Source organism: Butyrivibrio hungatei (assembly GCF_900101605.1).
Taxonomy (GTDB): domain Bacteria; phylum Bacillota; class Clostridia; order Lachnospirales; family Lachnospiraceae; genus Butyrivibrio; species Butyrivibrio hungatei_B.
Window position 1 is genome coordinate 378,471 of record NZ_FMUR01000003.1, and the last position, 24,261, is coordinate 402,731.

Here is a 24,261-nt window from a genome sequence, read left to right on the forward strand (position 1 = left end):
TTTATTTGATAACCGCACCTGTGTGCTCAACATAGAGTTTCTGTACATCTGCAATTCTTCCGAGACCGCTGATCTGACAATCAATCTTTTCAAATGCACCCGATGCCTCGAATCCGCTCTTCCAAGAATCTGCATCATCGCCTGCCATATCGTTGTTTGCGTGATCTCCTGCAACAACCATGAGAGGACGAAGAACTACTTTCTTGTATCCTGCTGCCTTAACCTTCTCAATAACCTTGCTAAGCTCAGTCTCTTCAGGCTCGCCTTCTACTGTTCCGATGAATACGTTCTTATATCCAAGCTTATCCATCTGTGTCTGCATCTGGCTGTAAGTTACATTTGCTGTGTGTGATGTCCCATGTCCCATAAGAACAAATGCTGTGCCGTCCTTATCAGCAGCTTCGATGCTGTCAAACTTTGCTGTCTTAACCGCTTCTGCAACAACTGCCTTTGCTACAGTTTCTTTATCCTTATTGATAACTGAAGCATCTTTTCCAACTTCACCAAGAAGAGGCTCTGCTACCGCCACCTTAGTAAATTTACTCTCATATTTCTTAAGCGCATCCATAAGTTCGTCATACTCCGCACCGTGCATAAGGTGTGTGGGCTGAACGATAAGCTCTTTTACGCCGTTATTTACCGCTCTCTCAAGTGCCTGATCCACGTTGTCGATAGCTTCATTGTCTCTTGCAAGAACGTGGTTGATAATAATCTGTGCTGTGAAAGCTCTTCTTACCGCATAATCAGGATAAGCTGCTGCAAGAGCCTTCTCTACTCCACTTATATCCTCAACCCTGCTTTCGTTAAAAGAAGTTCCAAAACTAACTACAAGAATCTCTTTATCCCCAATCTTATCGGCATTGAGGGCATCATCCTTGGATGCATCGCCTGTATCTCTTCCAAAGTAATCAGGATCTGCTTCTTCACCTTCAACAAGTTCCTTCTGACTGTCTGTAAGCGCATCCCATGCTTTCTTTGCTTCGGCGCACTGTTCATCAGTCTTATCTGTACGCTCCTGAACATAGATAGCATCGATCAGCTTTGCAACATTATCAGCTGCTGCCTGATCTTCATCCGAAGCTTCGGGCTTAACATCAGAAACAGAAACCTTATGGTCGTACCATTTTTCCTTTTTTCCAATAAGTGCCACATCAAACTCCTCATCGATTGCAGGAACGGGAATATCGAAGCCATTAACTTCTTCTGTTGTTCCATCTTCATAAGTTACTGTATCATTTGTAGGCTGAAGGAGCTCTGCTCCCTCCTTCTGCGCATCCTCTGCAGTTCCGCAGAACAGATTTAAAATACCATTTGATGCAAGTGATACGTGGATTGTCATCTTACCGTCTTTAACAGTAAGTGTTCCTTTTCCGTCATTTGCTTCATTTACATGGAACATTGAGCTGTCTGTGTTAAAAGAAGCTGTGTAAGTTCCGTCTGCAAGCTCTCCGTTTGCCGATTCTGCATCTGAAGCTTCTGAAGATGCCGCATTTGTCTCTTCAGATGACACTTCTGCAGACGCTCCGTCAGCAGGTGCCTCAGTCTGTGCCTTGCCGCATCCTGCAAACATTGATACACACAATGCCGTTGCAAGTAGTAATGCAAGAGTTTTCTTTTTCATAATAGTCCTCCGTGAAAAATATGTATGATTACGAAAGCCGTTGAGAAATGAGGTGTAGCGGAGCGGTTTTATATCACAAGAAAGAATTTTCCTATGATAAGATAAAGAGTCGCTTGCGACTCTTTCGCGCGCGAGCGGTATTGCAAAGCAATTATCTACCATTCCGCGAGCTGCGCATCCTTGCGGAGCTCTTTTTATTGAATAGGAATTTCGGAGAAATTTCCTATTCAATAAAAAAGCTCGTGCTTATTGTTACACGAGCTCTAAATCCATACGATATAAAATGCGCAAAAAACCAATTTGCTGCGTTTTACAGCAAACCATTTCTTCGTACAACCAGTTCCTCGTGGCTTGGGTATCCCATGTACAGCGACAGGCAGGTCTCCCGGCTGATTGATTGGTATACATTCTTGAACATGATGTTCAAGAATGTATCAACCAAGCCAATTAGAATCGACTTTGTCGATGAGGCTTGGTTGACTCTTGAATCACTTTCTCACGAAATCCGCAACCAGTGCGGATTTCTGTAATTTCATTCAAGAAGTCATAAACTTTCGAATCACGGTGACGAGTTCGTGCAGGATTTGCACCTGCTTCCCTTTTCACCCACAGTTTGATATAGAACAAAAGTCAATTTGCGCTTCCCTAGCAGGTTGCCTTGCACATCACTTTTTTTCATTGGAAATTTAAGAAACAATTCTCAATAAACATCAAACTGCGGACACCTTCCGCTTCTTATAAAATTTTCATCACATATAATAGCACATCTTTTTAGAAAAAGGCTATATTATTGTTACTATTCTTGTTTTCGGGTTTTTCTTTTCCTCAGGATTATTGCATGAAAACAGATAAATGGTGTCACTTATTCAAGTCTTATCTGTGTTTTGGGGCTCTTTTTCCCGGATTTTTTCGCTAAACACAGATAAGGATATTCACTTCTACAGTTCTTATCTGTGTTTTCCTGCTATTTTCCTCGAAATTCTTCGTTCAAACACAGATAAATGATATTACCGGCTCAATTCTGATCTGTGTTTTCCGTTTTTTTCTCCGAAATTTCTCGCTAAAACACAGATAAATGATATCGCTGACTCAATTCCAATCTGTGTTCTCCGTATTTTTCTCCGAAATTTCTCGCTAAAACACAGATAACAATTTTGCTTTACGCACTTACTCACATCTGCTAAGTGAAGCACCCCCTCTGTACGCGTCAGGATACTCCTCTTCATTCCAGGTCTCATAGTATTCGAGAATATTGCTGTCACTCTCTGAAGTCTGGTATGTATACTTTACTCCGGTTGATGCTGTTGCTTGTATTACGCACTTTTCGCCGAATAACATCGACTCAATCTTATCGACATGATCTACAACAAACTCTTCATCTTTAAGATGGCCGTATTTTATCTCGTTTTCAGTAAACTCAACATAAAACTCCGGCTGCATACTTCCATCGGCTTCATAAGACATTGATGCAGTCTGCCATCTGCCATCCAATTGTGCATTATAATCTTTAAGAACTGATACAAGGCCATCTGCCGAATCTTCATTTGCTTCCCGGGAAATATTATCAGATGTAGAGCCATCGTCAGCCCCATCATCGTATATCTCCTCAATTGTCTCAGCGATATCTTTTTCTTTTTTGCCGCAGCTCATCATCGATAATGCAGTAATAGTCAAAACAAGGGTTAACGCCACTCTTCTCATATCTTTTCTCTCCTAAATCAATTTTTACCTTATGTTACCATTATACCCACAAATAACTCCATCTCTAGTTTAACCATAGTATCACGTTATAATCAAGTTCTGTCCTGTCGCCAATATTCTACAGAGATGCAAAAGCCACTTTAATCGCCGATGCACATAAGTCTTAGCATGAATGATTCATCTGCGCATCCATACTCTGTATGGCACGCACTAGTACTTAGCTCAAGCGGAGCGCTTTTTGTATCATAGGAAAGAAATTGCTATGATATGAAAAAACAATCCCGGAGGCTGTCCGGGATTGTTTTTTCACAATTTTGCACTTTTACATGGCCGTATATCCGCCGTCAACGGGAAGGATAACTCCATTTACATATGTACTTGCCGGAGATGAAAGGAAGATTGCCGCACTGTCAAGCTCTCCTTCTTTTCCATAGCGCTGCATGGGAATCATTGTTCGCGCGTACTGCTGGAAGAACTCGCTGTCCAAAGTTTCTTTTGTAAGCGGTGTTTCAAAATATCCGGGACAGATCGCATTTACCGTAATGCCCTTATTTCCCCACTCGGAAGCAAGCGCTCTTGTAAGATTGACTACACCACCCTTTGCTGCATGATATGCAACCGCAGGAGCAATGTTATTTCCAACAAGTCCGTACATGGAAGCAATATTTATAATTCTGCCATATGTAGCGGGAATCATTGCTTTCTTTGCAACCGCTCTTGCCATTTTGAAACTTCCTGTAAGATCTATCGCAACTTCACCTTCAAATTGCGAGTCTTCAACATTCTCGGCAACTGTAGCTCCCGATCCCGTGCCTGCATTGTTGATAAGAATATCAATTCTTCCAAATTTCTGCATCACAATATCAACAGCATTTTCTACGTTTTCTGTGCTTGTGATATCACATGTAACGCCTATCGCCTTAACCTTATACTTTTCAGCGATCTCTTTTGCAACCTCATCAATAAGATTTTTACGACGGGCAACAGCTACGATATTGCATCCCTGTGATGCAAGCGCTTTAGCCATCTGCACTCCGAGTCCCGAGGAACATCCTGTGATAAGTGCCACTCTCTCTGTTAAGTCAAAATAATTTTTTTCCATGTTTTTTCGTATTGTCCGATTACTATTGTGATAGATCCGGACATACTTCCCCTTTCCTAAAATTATGTTATATTAAGGGCTTATGCAAGCTACCGTAATATCAAAATAGTCTATTCGCAGTGTACCGTTTCAACGCTGCATTCTCTTATTAAAATATGCCTTACATCATGATTTTCATTCTATTGAGGCATACTTTCACTTATTCAGCCTCGCATCATCTTCGTATTGTATGCCCTACATCATGATTTTCGTTCTCTTGAGGCATACTTTCTCTTGTTCTGGCTCACATTTTCTTCATAACGTATGCCCAACATCATGATTTTCGTTCTTTTAAGGCATATTTTCCCTTATTCAGCCTCGCATTTTCTTCGTATTGTATGCCCTACATCATGATTTTCGTTCTCTTAAGGCATATTTTCTCTTGTTCCGCTTCGCATCATCTTCGTATTGTATGCCTTACATCATGATTTTCATTCTCTTGAGGCATACTTTCTCTTATTCAGCCTCGCAACCTTTACCTAGCGCCCCTATAATGCACCTTTACACAATGCATGCTCCGGCTGCTTGGCGTGTTCTTCCTCATTTCTCCGTAATTGTATATCCCAAAGCTTCAATATCTTTGGTAAAAGAGCTGTCGTCAACTTCCCTATCGTAGCTGACAACCGCCTCTTTTTTTCTTAAATTGACTTTGGCTGAAACGCCGTCAATTCTGTTTATTGCGCGCTTAACTCGGTTTACACAGTTTTCACAGTGCATTCCTTCTATTTCAAACACTTTAGTCTTTATAACAGGACCGGCAAGCTCTTTGTCCGGTTCTTTCACTGTAGAGCCGCCACCTCCGCAGCAACCTCCTTCACCCTTAAAGTGTTTAATCGCTCCGCTAAAAGCCGCGAACAAAATCATTGCCAAAATCGCTGCTATTATAATATTTGACATACTCAGTACCTCACGAATATATATGTGTAATTTCATTTGAGAAGTCATCAAATGTAAATTTAGACACCTTATAATATACGAATTGCTTATTCCTTTATCACTTCTTTGCGATAACCGTTATCCACGGCTTGTTTCCATGATGATCCGCAACAACATTCTTAAATCCGGCTCCTTTAAGCGCACTCTTGATATCATCGATCGTATGACATTTCATGCCTTCAACAATCTTCTCAAATCCAAGACTTGCCTTGTCCATTCCGTCAGATTCATTTACGATCATGAATGTTCCACCGGGCTTAAGCGCCTTATTCACTTCACCAAAACATTTCTCAAGTCCCGGCCAAAAATAAATGGTCTCAAAAGCCGTAGCAAGATCAAACTGCTCATTCATATTAAGCTCGGCAACATTCCCCTTCTGCACCTTACATCTTCCACTCGCTATCATATCCGCGTTAAATGCCTTGGCCTTCTCAACAGATAACTCCGAATAATCAATTGCAGTAAGCTTAGAAGAAGGATATTTCTTCATAAGCGCAGATGCATTTCTTCCGCCTCCGCACCCAACTTCCAAAATTTCATCCGGCGCAATTGTCTGAAGGTGCGACATTCCCCAGTCAGCCATCTTCGCATGTCCGCCGTTCATAGTATCAATCATCATCTTTCCCAGAAAGCCTTCCGGTTTACTCACCTGATTTACATACTTTTTAAATAATCCCATATTTTTTTCATCCTCATCTTTTTTATCCGGCAAGCTCAAACTTGCATAGTTCACATCGAATAATTTACCCAAAATCTGTCACTCAACATTCTTAAGTGCTTCACTCATCGGAATCTTACCTATCTTCCTGTACTCAATAACGGCAACAACCGCATAAGTAATTATTCCCATGAGGAACATCTTTACATAAACCGACGGATCAAGCCAGATAACCATCCAGCCGCTCATCATCTGCTTTAACATAACTCTGAATATTCCGACCATAACATAAGACAATATCGGGTACGAAATAAGGAGCGAAGCCACGACCACCAGCGCCGTGGGAACTATATACAGCGCAGCGACCTCTTTTCCCGTATACCCCAGAATCTTAGCCATAGATATCGACTGCACATTCCTTTCGATGATAAGTTTGGACAAAAGATATATCAGCACAATAAACATGACCACCGAGAACCCGTCTACCATGTACATGAGTTTCCCCATCGAAATCATAAGCTGCCTCGACACTCTTGTAAGCGACTCTTCATCTACGACAGTACCAATGTACTTATCTTCAATATCAGTAATCTCCGTATCGGAGAAATATCCCGAGAACATATCTTCCGAAAGTCCCATTATGTCATTTAGATGTTTTTTGCTCATAAAGACAGCAATTCCGCCGTCGTAGTCATATATTCCCGTTACATTAAAGCCGTAATACTTATCTTCGTAAGGCTCTTTAAGCGTTATCACATCGCCTTCTTTAAGCCCGTACTTATCTGCATACGCCGATGAAATAAGAACCGTCTTATCATCAAAGTCAGCGTGAATAAACTTACTGTTCTCTTTTATCCCGTACAGACTTACATCTTCAACTCTGCTTCCGCCTTCACCCGTTGTCTTAAGTCCGTAAGCAGAGAATTTCTCCGCCGTCGGATTATTTGTACTTATCTTGTTCAGTAAAAAGACATATGAAAAAGCCGTCGACAATTCATCTTCGTCATCTATCGCCCCTGCCGGAATCTGAAGCATATATGTGTGCTTTGCAAGCATATTCTGCGTCACTATCCCCTGGTAATGCACAAGAAGCGGAGGAAGCATCATTCCGAAAAAGAGAAGCAGGTTTGCAAACAACAGCCCCATAAAAAGAATTATGTAACTGCTCTTATTCTGAATAAGAATTCGTATACGAAAACGGTCAAAAAACCTTATCTTTTTATTCAAAGCAATCGCAGCGCGCGGTTTCTTTCCGCTAAGGTCACGCTTGATAAGCTTAAGAGGACTAAGGCTAAGTTTCCTCCTAAGGATAAAGTAAGTAATAAAGATCATTATCACTACGGGAATCGCCGTTGTCTTCCAAAATGCCTCCGCGCTCCAGATTGTCACATATGTAGGAAGTGAATAGCTTCCGTAATACATAGCAACGCATACGTTCTTAAAACATGTATATCCCAGAATGTTTCCGATAATTGCAGCGATAACGGTCACTATCAGCGGCATTGACATATAATGTCTTATAAGCTCATTTATCGTATATCCTGACGCCCTGAGCGTACCTATTACAGTAGCCTCTTTATGTATAGTGTTATTGATCGTAACTCCGAATACAAAAGCAACAATGATGATTATTATGTACAAAAGAACTTCCATCATTGCCTTGTCGCCGACAATATCTTCTCCCGTGAATGTAATCGACTGATTAAGATATCCCGGAACAAAATTCTCGATGGAAACAATATTAGCCAGAACGTCCATCAGATCGTCAGAAGCTTTTTTCTCTTCTTCGTCAGTCTGTGGTTTATCGTCATACAGCCAGGCATAGTTGTAACGAAGCTTAGCTTCATCATATTCCGCAAATTGCTTATCCGATACAACTGAAACACCAAATGCAGATGCGTCAAACATCATGTCGTTATTGCTGTAAAAAAGTGCGCTGTAGTCAGACAATGCCACGAGACCTACAATCTCATAGCTCTCGCTTCCCGAAACCAGTTTGTCTCCGACACTCAGCCCGTTATTATCTGCATACATTCTGTCTATCGCAATCTCATAAAGGTCATCCGGAAGCCTTCCCTCCATCACGCATACCTTATCTATCTGTTCCCTGTTTGCAAATATTCTAAGTTTTGTGTTGTTATCAAATTCTTTTTCTATATAGAAGTTTTCAAATATGGAAACTCCTTTTTTCTCAATCCGCTCTTTTTGCGTCGCGGTTATTTTCTCTTCTGTTCTGAAGTTCCCATCTTCTATGTTATATTTTTCAAAGCTCTCATTATAAGCTTTGATCATGCTCTCACCGGCAACTATGAACCCCGAAACAAAACCTATTGAAAAAACAAGCAGAATAAAAATAACAATATATTTTCCGATATCGCCTGTAAGTTCTCTGATAAGTCTTTTGTTAAGCGGTTTTCTTATCTTACCAGTCGAGCTCTGCTGCTGTTTGTTTCGTTTCATTTCTGTAACTCTTCCTTATAACGCCATCTCGCAATTTCACAACAAAATCAGCCATATTTTTTATGGCATCATTGTGTGTGACCATGATGACTGTATTTCCATATTCCTTATTAACTCTTTCGATAAGTGCAAGAATCTCTTTGGAAGTGTTGTAATCGAGGGCTCCTGTGGGTTCGTCACACAAAAGAATATCCGGATTCTTTACGATTGCTCTTCCTATCGAGCATCTTTGCTGCTGTCCTCCCGACAACTGACTCGGTATTTTATTCCGGTGTTCTTTGAGACCAAGAACCTCTATGATCTCATCGATATCAAGCGGATTCTTGGAAAGATATGCCCCCACCTCTATATTTTCTCTCACTGTGAGGTTTGGGATAAGATTGTACATCTGAAAAATATACCCAAGGTGTTCTCTTCTGTACGAAGTAAGCGCCTTTTCGTCCATATCTGCCATACTCTTTTCCCTTATTATTATCTTTCCCGAATCGGCAGTATCGATTCCTCCGATTATATTAAGAAGAGTAGACTTCCCGGAACCTGACGGTCCAAGAAGCACCACAAACTCGCCTTTTTCAATGCCGAGGCTTATATCTTTGAGTACTTCAATACGGCTTCCACCCTCGCCATACGATTTTTTGATATTCTGTAATTCTAATTGCATAATAATTCCTTGTTCTATGGAATGGTGCCGTCAATTATGTTTGATCATGTCTATTCTCTCAACAGCCCCAATGTCCTCCAATTCTTTTATCATACGATAAACAGTTGCTGTTCCTATTGATTCGTCTTTATTCTTGACGATGCAACATATTGTCTTGCATGAAACACCATCATTCTCAGCAATAACCTTAGCCACAATTTTTCTCTGTTTAGTTATTCGCATTCCGTTGTTTCGTAGCATCATGATTATCTGTTCATCATTCATAATCTTGTCTCCAATTTAAAAAGTCATCATACTATTCCGTCTGCTCCATGTTAGCTTAAGCTAACCTTTTGTTATTAAGTAAGCCCGCTTTAAACGGGCTTACAGATTATTAATCAAGTTTATATTCAAGTACCATTTCTTTTTGTGTTCTCTTGATAAGATATGTAATGATACCCGCAAATATTACAATTGCAACAAGACCTGCAACAAATCCTGCACCTACTGTTCCTGTTGTAATAAGTGTTCCGATCTGGTATACAAGGAATCCAACCGTAAATCCTGAAGCAAGCTGAAGTCCGATTGCTCCCCAGAGCCACTTTGCAGACTTCATCTCAGAGTTCATCGCACCCAAAGCCGCGAAGCACGGAGGTGTATAAAGATTGAACATGAGATATGCAAGAGCTGCAACCTTTGTAATTCCCATTACCGCAGCAACAGCATTACCTTCTCCGATAAGCTCAAGCTCTTCCGTATCGATAAGGTTTGAAATTGCATAAACGGTAGCTATAGTTCCGACAACATTCTCTTTTGCAATAAAACCTGTGATAGCTGCCGCTGCAAGCTGCCAGCTCAAAATGCCAACTACAGGGACAAGAAGATAAGCAAAAGGTCCTGCTACACCTGCAAGGATTGATGTACCTTCCATACCTTCTTCTACAGGATTGAAGCTAAAGTCAAATGTCTGCATGATCTGAACTACTGTATTACATACAAGAATTACAGTTCCTGCCTTTATGATGTATGCCTTACCTCTCTCAAGCATTGACTTTACCGCAAACATAAGGCTTGGTACCTTGTACTCGGGAAGCTCAATGATAAAGAAGCTCTTTCTGTACTTCATACCTGTAATAGCCTTGATAAGAAGCGCTCCGATAAGGATAAGTAAGATACCACCCATATAGCAGATAAAGCTTACCCATCTTGATTCAGGGAAAAATGCGCCTGCAAAAAGTGCGATAACGGGAAGCTTGGCTCCGCAAGGCATAAATGTTGCAAGCATAGCTGTTGCACGTCTTTCTCTCTCATTTCTGATAGTACGGCAAGCCATGATTGCAGGAATACCGCAACCTGTTCCGATGATCATAGGGATAACCGACTTTCCTGAAAGGCCTACTCTCTTAAAGATAGGATCAAGAACTACTGTTGCTCTTGACATATATCCGCAATCTTCAAGAAGCGCGATAAGGAAATACATTACCATAACAAGAGGAAGGAATCCTACAACCGCTCCTACGCCGCCGATAATACCATCTACAAGAAGTGCATAAAGAAGCGGATTGGCATCTGCCATTGCATCACCGACCATTCCCTGGAAACTCTCAATCCATCCGGCAAGCATATCGGCAAGCCATGTTCCGACCGTTGTCTGTGAAATATAGAACACAAGCCACATGATCGCAGCAAAAACAACTATTCCGATAACAGGATGTGTGATGACGTTATCAATCTTGTCACCGAAATTCTTATCCTTTGTGAGTACCTTACGATTCTCAACTTCGCTTACGATCTTATTTACGAATTCAAAGCGCTTTCTGTCAGCCGCTTCAACCGCTGCCTTGTCATGAACGTCTACATCTCCCTGTCTGTAAGGTTCCTTTTGTCCTTTTCCCTCAAGTGATGCAGCAACTTTCACTACTTCCTTGAGACCGTTCTCTGATGTGGCAACCGTCTTGATAACGGGACATCCAAGTTTCTCTGACAGAGCTTTCTCATCAATTGAATTGCCCTTTTTATCGTTGGCGTCATTCTTATTAAGTGCAACAATAACAGGAATTCCAAGTTCGAGTAACTGTGTTGTAAAGAAAAGGCTTCTGCTTAAATTTGTTGCATCAACGATATTTATTATCGCATCGGGGTGCTCATTCTTTACATAAGCACTTGTGATGCTCTCCTCAGAAGTAAAAGGTGACATTGAATATGCTCCGGGCAGATCTACAGCGATCAGCTCCTTGTCACCGTCATAATAACTCTTTTTAATAGCATGCTCTTTCTTGTCAACAGTAACTCCCGCCCAGTTACCAATCTTCTCGCTCCTTCCTGTCAGAGCGTTGTACATGGTCGTTTTTCCACTGTTGGGATTACCTGCCATTGCGATTCTCATTACACATCCTCCTAAAATCGTTTAAAAAAATTTATGGAAAAGCAGCTTCCTGCGCCTCCTCAGATATTGATAGCGCTCGCTAACTCAGGATCGATATTATATCTTGCATCCTTAATAGCGACCACAAGATTACGTTTCTTATCAACAACCGTAATCTTCTCTCCGCTGTAACAACCCAGAGAAAACAAGAAACTTTCCATCTCCTCATCTCCATCCGTGTCTATAGCATCAATTATGTATTCTTTACCCAGTACTGCGTCATTAAGTGTCATATTACCCTCCTGTAACTCAAGTTAGCATCGCATAATAAATATTAGCTACAGCTAACCACACACCTAGAATATTCTTATTAAGAATATTTGTCAACAGTATAATCAAAAAAACATTAAATATCCTAAAACCGCAGAAAAATGCCGCACTGGCAAGATGCGGCATTTTGTGTAGGAGATTTCTTTAAACATACGTATATAACATGTTAGACTAACCCAACTGAGTACATGTTAGCACCCACTAACTACTTTGTCAACATTTTTTCGTTAGTTCTTGGTAACTATTTGCTATTTTTTGTTTATTTTGCGCATATTATAGCCACAAAATCTATGATAGACTTCATTGGTAGCTTGTTAGCTCTGGCTAACCATCATTTATCTAATTTAAGAGAGGAGCTCTAACTATGAAAATCAAAGTTTTATCAGTCATCTGCGCCGCCATGCTTACACTTTCTCTTGCAGGATGTGGAAAGGACGCCGGGGAGCAGTCCGCTTCCGATGCATCAAGCAATGCCGAAAGTGCTACAGATGAATCATCTGACAGCGCAAGCATAGCGGGAACATTTGTAAAAATGAACATCCCGTACGGGGATTTCTTTGCAAATGAATTTGAAGGCGGGGAAGACGTTGATGCCGTATCAAGTGCAACAATGAATAAAGCCGCAAACGATAAACTCACAGGTGGTACATATCATCTTAAAGATAACAGCAAAATCTTAGGTGTAAGTTTCCCTGTCTGCATTCCTGAAGGCACTACAATTGATGAAAGCTTAAAAGTAAGCGACGAAGCAGCTTTATATGACGCTGCCGACTACTCTTATGTCGAGCTTGCAGAAATTCCAAAGAATTATAAAGAACTTTCAGCAGATGCTTCCGGAAAATATTCATTCAGTAAGACCATGGGCGATGCCGAAGATTTTTCAGCCGGAGAAGCAAGTATAAATACAGCCACACACTGGGGTGACTATGAGATTGATCTTGATGAATCACTTTCTTCACAGGTCGTATCTGCCGCAACCATTCATACAACAGAAGGAAAGACTTACGGAATGCGTTCACTTGAAAATGTATGGCGCGGCTTTGAGATTGCATTTGCAACAACGGAAAGCTATAAAGAGCCACACGGCAACACTGTTGCATATCTTCCGTATGCAGATCTTCCCGGAAAGACAATCGACGAGATCGTACTTTATACACCGGAAGGCGTAAAAAAAGCAAGTGTTAACCTCTACCTTCCTTTAAAATTCGATAACGAGATAACTGCTGCCGATGCGGCACTTACAAGTAATACAACTACCGTTAAAACAAGCGGTTTCCCTGAAGATTATGAACCTGAATATTCAGTTGAAGGTGACAGCAGCGATATCACATGTGACGGAACAAATATCACATGGAAAGAAGCCCTTGCAGGTAAATACACTCTTACCATAAGCGATAAGTCAGGTGTCTATGCACCTTATACAGCCGATTTTGTTCTTTCGACAGACAAAGCTGTTGCAAAAGCCGATAAAGACGGTATAGTGAAAGCTGATGGTGTTTCAGACGAAGAGTTCGCCGCATATATCAAGAACATCGAAGCTTATGACGTCAACGGCAACGAAGTATCCGGAACAGGCCATAAAGGCGCAAAGCTCATCAAAGAAGACGGCACTGTCGACAAGACTGTCTCAAATGTTTTTGACAAGACAGGTACATTTAAAGTAATTGTAAAATCTTCGGGATATCCCGATGTCACACTTGATGTTGATATCACCGAAGTGGCTCCCGCAAAAGAAGAGCCAAAGAAATAACATAGAAATAACAGATATATTTTTTCAAAAAGGAGCAATATTGCATGATTATTTTCATATCCTTACTGACAGCCATATTATTTGTTCTCCTGTTTGAAAAACCGCTGCAAAAAAATCCAATACCCTTTTATGTGATTTTTTCAATCCTTTCCCTTGCAACAATCATCTTACAGTTGCAGGGGATAACCCCCGGCGGTTTTGTAGGAACATACATATTTCCCATGTTCACAAAAGCAGGTCTTGCCACCTCGTTTTTTGTCCTGGTAATGTATGCGGCAACATTTAAAAACGGATCACAGCCAATAAAGCTCCTTATGTCTATAAGAGGGCCGCTGTCGATAATCGCATCAATTCTGGCTTTGGGACACGTTTTTTCTTTTTCTGCCCTGTTATCTCCAAATGCATCCGCACTGTATATCTTTTCAGTTATCATGCTGTGCATCATGATTCCTCTGTTCATTACATCTTTTATTAAGATCAGAAAAAAAATGAATCCGAAGGCCTGGAAAAAATTACAGCGTTTTGCATATATCTTTTACCCAATGATCTATGTACACATACTCTTGCTGTATGTAAAAGGCGCACTGAGAGGCGATTCAAGATCCGCTCTGAATATCTTTATGTATTCGATCATATTCTTGTGGTATTTTATCTGTCGCCCTCTAAAAGCTTACAGCGCTTCTCACAAGGACTTTAACCTTGATAAATTCAGATATATATCACTTATCCTTGTTACTTTTGTTTCGCTTATCTTCTATCTTTATATAACCACCGTTTCGAATCCTAAAAATGTTTCGGATGATATGAGCACATCTTCCGAAAGCACCGAATCAAGCGCAAACTCATTATCAGTCACCGACGGTGTTTACAGCGCTACGAGCTTTGGATACACAGGTGATATAACGGTTAAGATAAAAGTAGAAAACGGAGAAGTTACCGATATTACTCTTCCCGATTACGAAGATGAAAGTGACTACAAGCATTATTCAGAGGAACTGGTTGATAAGATAAAGCAAGATCCTCTTGCAGATTTCGATACCGTAAGCGGTGCAACCTTTTCAACCGGGGCTGTAAAAGATGCTTACAATGAAGCACTTAAACAAGCAGGTTTGAAATAACTTTTTTGCATTATTGGCCAAAAGTTTTGTTGTTGAGAAATCTTCTCGTTTGCAATGCCGCACATATCTTCCATTTGAAATTCTATCTTCCTATAATGATTAATTACCAAAACATTAAATGATATGCGCATTTTTATAAAATGCACAGAAAGGATAACTTATGATCAAGTGGAGTACAGTTGGAAAGATAGCCTGTGGTTTTTTGGTTGGAACGGCAGGAGTTAAAATTCTTGGAAGCAATGATGCAAAGAAATGCTACACTCATATAACCGCCGCTGCATATCGTTGCAAAGATTCAGTTATGGAAACATATACGAACATCAAGGAAAACTGCCAGGATATCAGCGCTGACGCAAAAGAGATCAACGAAAGCAGATATGCCAAAGAAAGAGAAAAAGAAATCGCTGATGCCAAGGCCGTCCTTGAAAATGCAGGAGTATAAGCAAGAGGCGCTGTATGAGATGTAAAATACTTCATGAATCAAAAGAAAGAATGAGAGTCCATTTATACCGGTCGCACATGACGCCTTTCGAAGCCGACCGACTTGAGTATTATCTGGACTCTTTTGATTATGTAAAAAAAGTTTCTGTAAATGAAAGAACATCAAATGCCATCATATTTTTTGACCAAAACAGACGTGATGAAGTCTTATCTTCGCTCGCGAGTTTTGACATTATAAATACCGAAGTAGCGGTCCCCGAACATACCGGACGTGAACTTCGCATAGAATATGAAGATGAGATGTTCTTTCATATTGCACGAAAGGTACTCAATCAGCTGTTCCTGCCCGCTTCTATCGGCAGGCTGATAATCATTTGGAAAGCTATTCCGTATATCATCAGTGGAATTAAAACTCTTCTGCAGGGAAAACTCGAAGTATCCGTTCTAGACGCAACAAGTATCGGAGTTTCTTTGCTTCGCGGAGATCACAATACCGCAGGTTCTGTAATCTTTCTTCTGAAAATCGGCGAGATAATGGAAGAATGGACACACAGAAAATCTGTGGACGACCTTGCAAGGGCAATGTCACTTAATATAGACAAAGTCTGGGTTATAACAGATGATTCTCAGGAAATTCTTGTAAATATTTCCGATGTAAAAATTGGTGACAACATAGTAGTCCGCACAGGAAGCATGATTCCTTTGGACGGAATTGTTTTACACGGCGATGCCTCCGTTAATCAGGCGGCAATGACAGGTGAATCCGCTCCCGTTCATAAAACAACGGACTCCCTTGTATACGCGGGAACCGTACTTGAAGAGGGCGAACTTATCATATCCGTGCAAAAAGCTCAGGGCTCGGGAAGATACGACCGAATCGTAACAATGATCGAAGAGTCGGAAAAACTCAAATCAGACACCGAAGCACATGCTTCCCACCTCGCAGACAGGCTTGTTCCGTACACATTTGGTGCAACTCTCCTTACATGGCTTTTTACACGGGATGCCACAAAAGCTACATCTATTCTGATGGTGGATTTCTGCTGTGCACTTAAATTGTCAATCCCTATTGCCGTTCTTTCCGCAATGCGCGAAGCCGGAAATCATAAAATCTCGGTAAAAGGCGGCAAATTTATGGAAGCCGTAGCCGATGCAACTACAATTGTCTTTGACAAGACGGGCACTCTTACTTATGCCAATCCCAAAGTCCATGATGTTATAACATTTAACGGCACGGATGCGGATGAAATGCTAAGACTCGCAGCATGCCTTGAGGAACACTATCCTCACTCCATCGCCAATGCTGTTGTTAAGGCTGCCGAAGATAAAAACCTGTCACATGAAGAAAAACATACTAAGGCTGTGTACATCGTCGCACATGGAATTTCAAGTACCATCGATAATCAGAAAGTATGTATCGGAAGCCATCATTTCATTTTCGAAGATGAAGGATGCACTATTCCCGAAACAGAAAAAGAACGCTTTGACAATCTTCCAAATGAGTATTCGCACCTATATATGGCAATAGGCGGAGTTTTGTCAGCCGTCATACTTATCGAAGATCCTATCAGAGAAGAAGCTCCGTCAGTTATAAAGAAGCTAAAGAACATCGGATTTGAAAATATCGTAATGATGACAGGCGACAGCGAAAGAACTGCCGCATCGGTCGCTTCAAAAACGGGTGTGACCAAGTATTTCTCAGAAGTTCTGCCTGAAGACAAAGCTGCATTTATCAAAGCGGAACACGAAGCAGGGCGCAAAGTCGTAATGGTCGGTGACGGGATAAACGACTCTCCCGCTCTCTCCGAAGCTGATGCGGGAATTGCCGTAAGCACCGGTGCTTCAATTGCAAGAGAGATAGCCGATATCACCATTTCTTCCGACGACCTTTCGGTGCTCATAACCTTAAAAGAACTAAGCACTAAATTGATGGACAGAATTGACTTTAACTATCGCACAATACTTGGATTCAACTCATTCCTCATCCTTATGGGAATGTTTGGAATATTCAGCCCCACAACAACGTCACTTCTGCATAACACATCAACGGTTGCACTAAGCATTAAGAGCATGACAGATTTGCTGGAATAAAAATGTGTTATGCCAAGTTTATTAGAAATAATAGCTGTACCGAGTAGCTAAAATTATAGCTACTCGGGTACAGAAACACTTACTGGAAATTTCCTTGTATTTAAAAAAAATGCAGCAGACCATTTCTGATCTACTGCTCTAAGTGCATAATAATTATTCAATCACAAAAAACAGAGTGATTATTTTGCTACAGCCATATGCGCATCAACATATGCCTTAATATCGTCCCTGTCCTCTTCACAATAAATTAAATCATAAGCATCATCAAATGAAAGATTCTTATTGATCATTATCTTAATAATTGTATTTCCAGTATTTTCTATAACTGTTCTTTCTCTAATTCCTTCGCCTAAATTACACATAGTATTCGCCTCCTCACTCATTGACTTCGTCATTGGGATGTCAAAATCATTTTCAAGAATGCTCTTCTTTTCCTCCGGCTTTGTTTCTGAAGATAGCAAAACATCCAACAATCTCAGTATCGGCTTATCATTAGCTTCTTCAGCAGATCCAAGCCTAAGCATCAAAACCGTCATAAGATCATAATTGCTTTCTTTTTCAGGAACATTACCAATAATCTGTTCTTCGGTCACACTATACTTTGTGATGGTATTTTTATTTGCTTCATCTACATCCATCTGAATCCAGATAGAGTATACCTTGCGTATCTTTTCATAATGCTTCTTCGTGAACACTGTATTCTTCTGTGCACTTATCATTCTGCTAACATAATACAGTGCCCTCTTTATAAGCGGGTACGGTGTTTTGTCCGATTTCTGAGCCTCTACGTTAATAAAAAGCTGAACAGGCTCTTTCGAATCCGGAACCACAGCCGAAAACTTGATATCGTAGAAAACTTTTCCTTCCTTTATCGAGTTATCTTCTGTGTTCTTTCCCTCTATTCTTTTATCGGACATATCCTCAAGATACTGAATTTCATCTTTATCAAGTTCATCCTGATCAACTGCTACCTTTGATACCTGTGGTTCACATTCAATACAGTCCTTTGCTATCTGCGCAACAGAAAACTGTTTGAACTCCGATACACACTCTTTCATTATCCATGCAAGGACAAGTCTATTTGATAAAAGCTTCTTAACGCAAGTATCGTACTGTGCCTCCTGATCTGCTGTATCAATGCTGTTTGCAATTCCTGTCTGTTCAGCCATTATAATTCCTTCCAGTTACATATCTTCTCACCATCATAATACGTCAAAATGATATGATTTTCAATCAACTCTCGGTTATCTAAAACAGATGTCCTGAAGTCGCTATTTTCTGCCTCAAGACAAAAAGCACAGTCATCTCTCCAGATAACTTGCTTCCTCTGTACTTACTATGAAGCGTTACGTATGTTATGCCATCTTCCACTTCTCAGACTGCATCTGAACAGAGATCATGTGCTTGTAGATTCCATCACTCTCCCTAAGCTTTGAAGGACTACCTGATTCTGCAACAGTTCCATCCTTAAGCACAACTATCTTGTCCGCTCCGTCTACCGTTCTCATACGATGTGCGATTATAAGAACCGTCTTGTCCTTTATAAGGTCACTGATTGCTTCCTGAATGAGCGATTCGTTGTCTACGTCTAGAGAGGCAGTTGCTTCATCCATGAGGATAATCGGTGAATCCTTAAGGAATGCTCTTGCTATAGAAATTCTCTGACGTTCACCGCCTGAAAGCTCAGATCCATTCTCGCCGATCAGCGTATTGTATCCATCGGGAAGTTTCTCTATGAATTCATCGCAGTGAGCAAGCTTAGCTGCTGCCATAACTTCTTCATCCGTAGCCTCTTTTCTACCGATCCTGATATTCTCAAGTACTGTATTATTGAAAAGAGTAACATTCTGGAAGACGATTGAATACATCGACAAAAGCTTCTCGGGATCGATCTTCGAAATATCCATTCCGCCAACCGTAATCCGGCCTGCGTCGATATCCCAGAATCTTGAAGCAAGTCTTGAAACCGTAGTCTTACCGCCTCCCGAAGGTCCGATGAGCGCTGTAACCTCGCCCTGCTTAGCCACAAAGCTCACATCTTTAAGAACAGTCTCCCCGTCCTCGTAGGAGAACTTTACATTCTTAAACTCAATATCATATCCGCTATTGGTAAGTTCCTCCGTTCCTGTCTGCTCATAATGTGAAAAGATTTCATCCATTCGCTCGCACTGTGTATCTGTCGCAATAAGTGCCGAGAAATTCTGAAGTGCGATCTGAAGAGGTTCATACATCCTTGATACTACAAGTAAGTACATGAAGAATGTAACAACATCAATTTCATTTTTGATAAGAAGTGCCGATCCCGTTACGGCAACTGTACCGATTCCCAATTTAAGAATCATCTGCGCGCTGCAGACAAATGCTGCATTTAAGAACTCCGAGAAAATATTGTGAGACTCAACATCTTTAATCTTCTGCGTAAGTCCTACCATATATGAATCCTGCGCATTGTATGCCTTTAGATCACGCACAGTCTCAAGCGCTTCCTGAATTCCGTCAAGACATGCAACCTTGTATCTGCTTCCTCTTCGGTTTACAGCATGCATAACACTTCTTGATGTAAAGACTATGATGAAAGCTACGGGAAGCACCCATACTGCCGCAACAGCCATTCTCGCATCAAAGAAGAAAAGGCTGACAACCACGATTGTAGTTGAAATAAATGCTCCCACAAGTTCCGGCAGCCAGTGCGACGAAGCAGTCTCGATCATAGCACAGTCGGCCATGATTGTATTTGTAAGATCGGCAAGATCTTTTTTACCAAAAAAAGAAAGAGGGATCTTTCTAAGCTTTTCCGCAAGCGAACGCCTTCTTACACCACTCTCTACGTAGGTTGAAAAGAAAGTTGCATTATACTGCAGATACTCCGTAAAAGCGATAAGAAAAAGGCAAATAAGACCGCCTACCACAAACAGTATTACATGTTCCTTGGGAATACTGCCTGAAAGCAGATCCCCTGCCATTGTAAAAAGAATACCAACAGGCATCATCTGTGCAAGATTTGCTAAAGTGCACGCTCCGAAAGCTTTCACCATATCTTTGGTACCCTGCTCCGAAAGCGCATATTTGTGTTGCATTTTTTCCATTATACTCATGCGCCCTTACCTACCTTCCAATTAACAGATTTCTGATATTCATTCCACATATGGCTGTAGATACCGTTCTTTTTAAGAAGCTCATCATGTTTACCTGATTCTGCCACTTTTCCGCCTGACAAAACGCATATCTTATCGGCATCAACAACTGTAGATAAGCGGTGTGCGATCATTATTACGGTCTTGTCTTTTGACAGATTTGCAAACGCCTGCTGAACCATGATCTCATTGTCAGGGTCTGCAAAAGCTGTCGCTTCATCGAGAATCAGAATCGGCGCATTCTTAAGGAACGCTCTTGCAATAGAGATTCTCTGTGCCTCTCCTCCGGATACGTAAGTGCCCTTACTTCCGATCATCGTGTGTATGCCATTGGGAAGCTTTTCTATAATATCCCAGCACATTGCATCTTTAAGAGCCTTAATAACTTCCTCATCCGTAGCGTCAAGTCTTCCCATTCTGACATTGTCTAAGATTGACATCTTAAGAAGCTTACTGTCCTGAAAAACGTATGAAACCTGCTTCATAAGCTCGTTGGTCGCAATATCTTTTACATCGACGCCACCAATCTTAATACTGCCCTCTTTAACATCCCAGAACCTTGCGATAAGTGAAGCGAGCGTGGTCTTACCGCCTCCCGAAGGTCCGACAAACGCAACATGCTCACCGGGCTTAATATCAAGTGTGATGCCGTCTATCGCATTCATCTTGTTTTCGTCATAAGTAAATTTGATATTGTCTATGCTGATTCCGCTATCTTTAGGCATCTTAGGATCTGCTGCCTCTCTAAGCGGTTCAACTTCCAAAAGAGAATACATCCTCTCAAGAGCATCTTTTACTATCATCTGACTCTCTCCCGCGTATGCCACTTTCATAAGTGTAACCGTGAGAATGGGTGTGATTATGATGTAGAAAAGAATGTTATACAAAAACGGATCCGTTACCGTATTTCTTGCAAAAATAAAACTGCATGCCACAAGCGCAGCAAATATCGCATTTGCCGCCGTTGTAAAGCCTATCATAGGCATCCTCATGCCGACAGTATAGGTAATAGTCCACTTTTCATATTTATCAATCGCATCTTTGAATCTTTTAAAAGAAAATACAGACTGACCGAAAGTCTTTACGACAGGTATACCTCTTACATATTCAACCGCCTCGGCAGACATCTCATCGAGGGCATTCTGATACTCCTTCATATCTTCCTGCATCTTCTCTCCCATCATACTGCCCATCATGAGAAAGGCCAGAACAGCGGGAATAAGACAGATAAGACCTATCTTCCAGTCAAAGATAAGAAGCATTGCAATAAGTCCTATGGGAGTTGCATAGCTTACCGCCTTGTCGGGAAGGCTGTGTGCCAGGAATGTCTCCGTAGCAGCACTTGAATCGGCAACTATCTTTCTTATCTTTCCGCTTCCCTGTGATTCGATATATCCCATTGGAAGCTTCATTACATGCTCCATCATCCTTGTTCTCATATTTGCCTGAACTCTGAATGCGGCAATATGTGAACACATAAGAGCTGCGATATATATCACCATCGCAAGAAGGCTCATCCCGACAGCGCTCCATCCGTAAGAAACAATATGTGTCGCCTTTCCGAAATCATCGCGAACTTCCACAACCTCTTTAATAATGCACCATATGTAATAAAATGGAACCAGTGCTACAATCGCACTTATCGCAGCCAGAATCCATGAACTTACAGTAAAATACTTGTGATTCCCCGCATACTCAAACAGCTGCGAAATAACGCTCTTTTTCTTTTCCATCTTTGCTATTTCCTCCGCTTATTTTAATATCAGCAACATGACCTTTTTCCAGTCTAAGAACAACTGTTGCGCATCTTCGTATAAGATCCGGATCATGTGTAACTACAAAAACAGTTTTGTTTCCTCTAAGCGACCTTATAAGTTCAGCTACTTTCTCCATATTGTAAAAATCAAGCCCGCTTGTCGGTTCATCAAATAATATTATTTCCTTTTCCGAAAGAACTGCACTTGCCACTGCAACTCTCTGCTTCTGCCCTCCCGAAAGACTCATAGGATGCCTGTCTGCAAATTCTTTAAGCCCAAGCTTTTCCAGAACTTCCAGCGCTATCTCTTCATTTTCATCGTCCATGCCAAGTGTCACTTCATCCATAACACTTTCACAGAAAAGCTGATGATTTACATCCTGCATAACCATATACGCGTTCTTAAGAAGCTTTCCGGATTTGTATTTTTTTCCATCGATCTCAATATATCCTTTGAAACTCTTCATAAGACCACAGACGCATTTAGAAAAAGTGGATTTTCCCGCCCCGTTATGTCCGACTATGGCAATCACTTCGCCGCGTGGAATTTCCTGCCTTTTTATATCAAGTGCATCGAAACCTCTGTAGCTGTATGAAAAATTTTCAAGAATCATATTTCCTGCATCTAAAGGACTTTCTTTTACGGGAGTCATTTCAAGATTCTCATTAACAGATCTAAGCCCATGACTTCTTAGTTCCGATTCACTTAAGTTTTTGAACTCATCCATCGTCATGTCAAAGACTATTTTGCCATTCTTTAAACATATGACTCTGTCGCATATGTCTTTTAGCCAATATAGTCTATGCTCGGCAACCACTATTGTCCTTCCCTCTTTTTTCCAACAATCCAATGTGTCTTTAAGATCATCGATTGCTTCAAGACTGAGATTCGATGACGGTTCGTCAAGAACGCATACTTCAGGATTAAGTGTATCGACAGAAGCACATGCTATTTTCTGCTTCTCTCCACCCGACATATCAAAAATACTTCTGTTCATCAGAGGTCTGATATTCATGGAAGATACCGTCTTATCAATTCTTGCAAGTATCTCTTTCTCGGATATCCCCATATTCTCAGGTCCAAATGCCAGCTCACTTGTGCTATCAACGCAAAAGAACTGACTTCTGGGATTCTGAAAAACAGATCCGACAATCTTTGCCGTTTCATAAAGCTCAGCCTGAATGGTATCCGTTTCATTCACGTAAACATGTCCATTCATCCGCCCTTCATAAAAATGCGGTATAAGACCGTTTATCATCCTGACAAGCGTTGTCTTTCCGCATCCTGATTCTCCGCATAGAAGGACCGCTTCGCCCTTTTTTATTTCCAAAGTGATATTTTCTACAGATGCATCATCAGAATCCGGATAATTAAAACTTACATTTTCAAACTTTATCATTTCACCACATCCACAATCAGTAATATCCACGGAATCAAACACAATGCCATTGCAACATAATCCTGCATTCGAAAACCTATCTTACAGATGTTTGTCCTTTTTACATTTCCGCCAAGCCCTCTTGTAAGCGCAGCTGCTGACAATTCTTCACCTATATTGACGCAACATGTCATAAGAGGCACCATTCTGTATTCAATGATCTTCGATGCATGCTTGCCGGTAAGGCTTATTCCGCGCATTTTCATAGCACATCCTATAGACTCAGCTTCATCTATTACCGTTGGAAAAAAGCGAAACATAACAGACATAGGTATAATAAAGTTGTCACTTACGTGCATTCTTTTCATTGCGGCATTAAACTCGCTGACCGTTGTTGATTCCATAAGATAACGTCCCATCATTATGCACGGAAGAAATCTTCCCAGAATTCCGCATGAACCAAGAAGAATGTAATATAGAAATCCGCTCATGCCGTGGGTATTTGCAAATCCTAAAAGAAATGTCGTAACCCAGAACAAAAATATCCCTATGACAGCCGTCTTAAATCTCTTTGCCGTAATAAGAAGCAGGAAAGGCATCATACACAAAACCGGCACGAGTGCTTCCACTCTTTTCCCGCCTGCACCGCCAAGCGCAAAGGTTGTTATCGTGATAAGGATAAGAAGCTTTGTCCTAGGATCCATAACAAGGCCTCGATTTAGTTTTTTACGATTGTATAA

The 24,261-nt window shown here is 41.1% G+C and carries 20 protein-coding genes and 1 riboswitch; of the genes, 4 read left to right on the top strand and 16 right to left on the bottom strand.

Annotation, left to right across the window (positions count from 1 at the left end):
* Position 1 precedes the first annotated feature (1 nt).
* The 10 genes from BLP87_RS01665 to BLP87_RS01710 form a co-directional block, all read right to left on the bottom strand.
* Entirely contained in the window at positions 2-1,141 is a 1,140-nt protein-coding gene (locus tag BLP87_RS01665) for a sirohydrochlorin cobaltochelatase (RefSeq protein WP_420314841.1), read from the bottom strand.
* A gap of 837 nt (positions 1,142-1,978) precedes the next feature.
* A riboswitch (cobalamin riboswitch) is annotated at positions 1,979-2,265 on the bottom strand.
* A gap of 523 nt (positions 2,266-2,788) precedes the next feature.
* Positions 2,789-3,322: a hypothetical protein gene (locus BLP87_RS01670; protein WP_074461141.1), complete on the bottom strand. Its 534-nt coding sequence runs from the start codon at positions 3,320-3,322 to the stop codon at positions 2,789-2,791.
* Between the two features lie 322 nt (positions 3,323-3,644).
* The gene (locus tag BLP87_RS01675; RefSeq protein ID WP_074461142.1) at positions 3,645-4,424 is read right to left on the bottom strand and encodes an SDR family oxidoreductase; all 780 of its coding nucleotides are present in this window, start codon (positions 4,422-4,424) and stop codon (positions 3,645-3,647) included.
* 579 nt (positions 4,425-5,003) lie between these two features.
* On the bottom strand, positions 5,004-5,360 hold the full coding sequence (locus BLP87_RS01680; protein WP_074461143.1) for a heavy-metal-associated domain-containing protein: 357 nt from the start codon (positions 5,358-5,360) through the stop codon (positions 5,004-5,006).
* 97 nt (positions 5,361-5,457) lie between these two features.
* Positions 5,458-6,078 carry a class I SAM-dependent methyltransferase gene (locus BLP87_RS01685; RefSeq protein WP_026667565.1) on the bottom strand — a complete coding sequence of 207 codons (621 nt, stop codon included), beginning with the start codon at positions 6,076-6,078 and terminating at the stop codon, positions 5,458-5,460.
* Between the two features lie 78 nt (positions 6,079-6,156).
* Entirely contained in the window at positions 6,157-8,517 is a 2,361-nt protein-coding gene (locus tag BLP87_RS01690; protein WP_242871790.1) for an ABC transporter permease, read from the bottom strand.
* A complete protein-coding gene (locus BLP87_RS01695) occupies positions 8,480-9,178 on the bottom strand; it encodes an ABC transporter ATP-binding protein (protein ID WP_074461144.1) in 699 nt (232 codons plus the stop codon). Before BLP87_RS01695 ends, BLP87_RS01690 begins: the two co-directional genes overlap by 38 nt.
* A 30-nt stretch (positions 9,179-9,208) precedes the next feature.
* Entirely contained in the window at positions 9,209-9,442 is a 234-nt protein-coding gene (locus BLP87_RS01700; RefSeq protein ID WP_074461145.1) for a transcriptional repressor, read from the bottom strand.
* A gap of 109 nt (positions 9,443-9,551) precedes the next feature.
* Entirely contained in the window at positions 9,552-11,543 is a 1,992-nt protein-coding gene (gene feoB / locus BLP87_RS01705) for a ferrous iron transporter B (protein ID WP_074461146.1), read from the bottom strand.
* A gap of 59 nt (positions 11,544-11,602) precedes the next feature.
* On the bottom strand, positions 11,603-11,815 hold the full coding sequence (locus tag BLP87_RS01710; protein WP_074461147.1) for a FeoA family protein: 213 nt from the start codon (positions 11,813-11,815) through the stop codon (positions 11,603-11,605).
* Positions 11,816-12,216: 401 nt separating this feature from the next.
* On the opposite strand from BLP87_RS01710, the gene BLP87_RS01715 reads away from it, so the two are divergent.
* Complete coding sequence (locus BLP87_RS01715; RefSeq protein WP_074461148.1) at positions 12,217-13,602, top strand: hemoblobin-interacting domain-containing protein; 1,386 nt, start codon at positions 12,217-12,219, stop codon at positions 13,600-13,602.
* Positions 13,603-13,729: 127 nt separating this feature from the next.
* On the opposite strand, the gene BLP87_RS15945 is transcribed toward BLP87_RS01715, so the two are convergent.
* Complete coding sequence (locus BLP87_RS15945) at positions 13,730-14,062, bottom strand: hypothetical protein (RefSeq protein WP_176756584.1); 333 nt, start codon at positions 14,060-14,062, stop codon at positions 13,730-13,732.
* 28 nt (positions 14,063-14,090) lie between these two features.
* Between BLP87_RS15945 and BLP87_RS15950 the strand changes: the two genes are divergently transcribed.
* The 3 genes from BLP87_RS15950 to BLP87_RS01735 all read left to right on the top strand — a co-directional run bounded on the left by BLP87_RS15950 (position 14,091) and on the right by BLP87_RS01735 (position 17,252).
* Positions 14,091-14,720, top strand: a complete 630-nt coding sequence (locus BLP87_RS15950; protein ID WP_176756585.1) for an FMN-binding protein — start codon at positions 14,091-14,093, stop codon at positions 14,718-14,720.
* A gap of 160 nt (positions 14,721-14,880) precedes the next feature.
* Positions 14,881-15,162: a DUF6110 family protein gene (locus tag BLP87_RS01730; RefSeq protein ID WP_026667571.1), complete on the top strand. Its 282-nt coding sequence runs from the start codon at positions 14,881-14,883 to the stop codon at positions 15,160-15,162.
* Between the two features lie 14 nt (positions 15,163-15,176).
* Positions 15,177-17,252 (top strand): heavy metal translocating P-type ATPase, encoded by a 2,076-nt coding sequence (locus tag BLP87_RS01735; protein WP_074461151.1) that lies wholly within the window; start codon positions 15,177-15,179, stop codon positions 17,250-17,252.
* 179 nt (positions 17,253-17,431) lie between these two features.
* Here the strand turns inward: BLP87_RS01735 and BLP87_RS01740 are convergent, their stop codons facing one another.
* From BLP87_RS01740 to BLP87_RS01760, 5 genes are all read right to left on the bottom strand, one after another.
* Entirely contained in the window at positions 17,432-18,421 is a 990-nt protein-coding gene (locus BLP87_RS01740) for a PD-(D/E)XK nuclease family transposase (RefSeq protein ID WP_051199028.1), read from the bottom strand.
* 186 nt (positions 18,422-18,607) lie between these two features.
* On the bottom strand, positions 18,608-20,341 hold the full coding sequence (locus BLP87_RS01745; RefSeq protein WP_074461175.1) for an ABC transporter ATP-binding protein: 1,734 nt from the start codon (positions 20,339-20,341) through the stop codon (positions 18,608-18,610).
* A gap of 2 nt (positions 20,342-20,343) precedes the next feature.
* Positions 20,344-22,119 (bottom strand): ABC transporter ATP-binding protein, encoded by a 1,776-nt coding sequence (locus tag BLP87_RS01750; protein ID WP_074461152.1) that lies wholly within the window; start codon positions 22,117-22,119, stop codon positions 20,344-20,346.
* On the bottom strand, positions 22,082-23,542 hold the full coding sequence (locus BLP87_RS01755; RefSeq protein WP_026514316.1) for an ABC transporter ATP-binding protein: 1,461 nt from the start codon (positions 23,540-23,542) through the stop codon (positions 22,082-22,084). Before BLP87_RS01755 ends, BLP87_RS01750 begins: the two co-directional genes overlap by 38 nt.
* Complete coding sequence (locus BLP87_RS01760) at positions 23,539-24,225, bottom strand: energy-coupling factor transporter transmembrane component T (RefSeq protein WP_242827169.1); 687 nt, start codon at positions 24,223-24,225, stop codon at positions 23,539-23,541. Before BLP87_RS01760 ends, BLP87_RS01755 begins: the two co-directional genes overlap by 4 nt.
* Between the last annotated feature and the right edge of the window lie 36 nt (positions 24,226-24,261).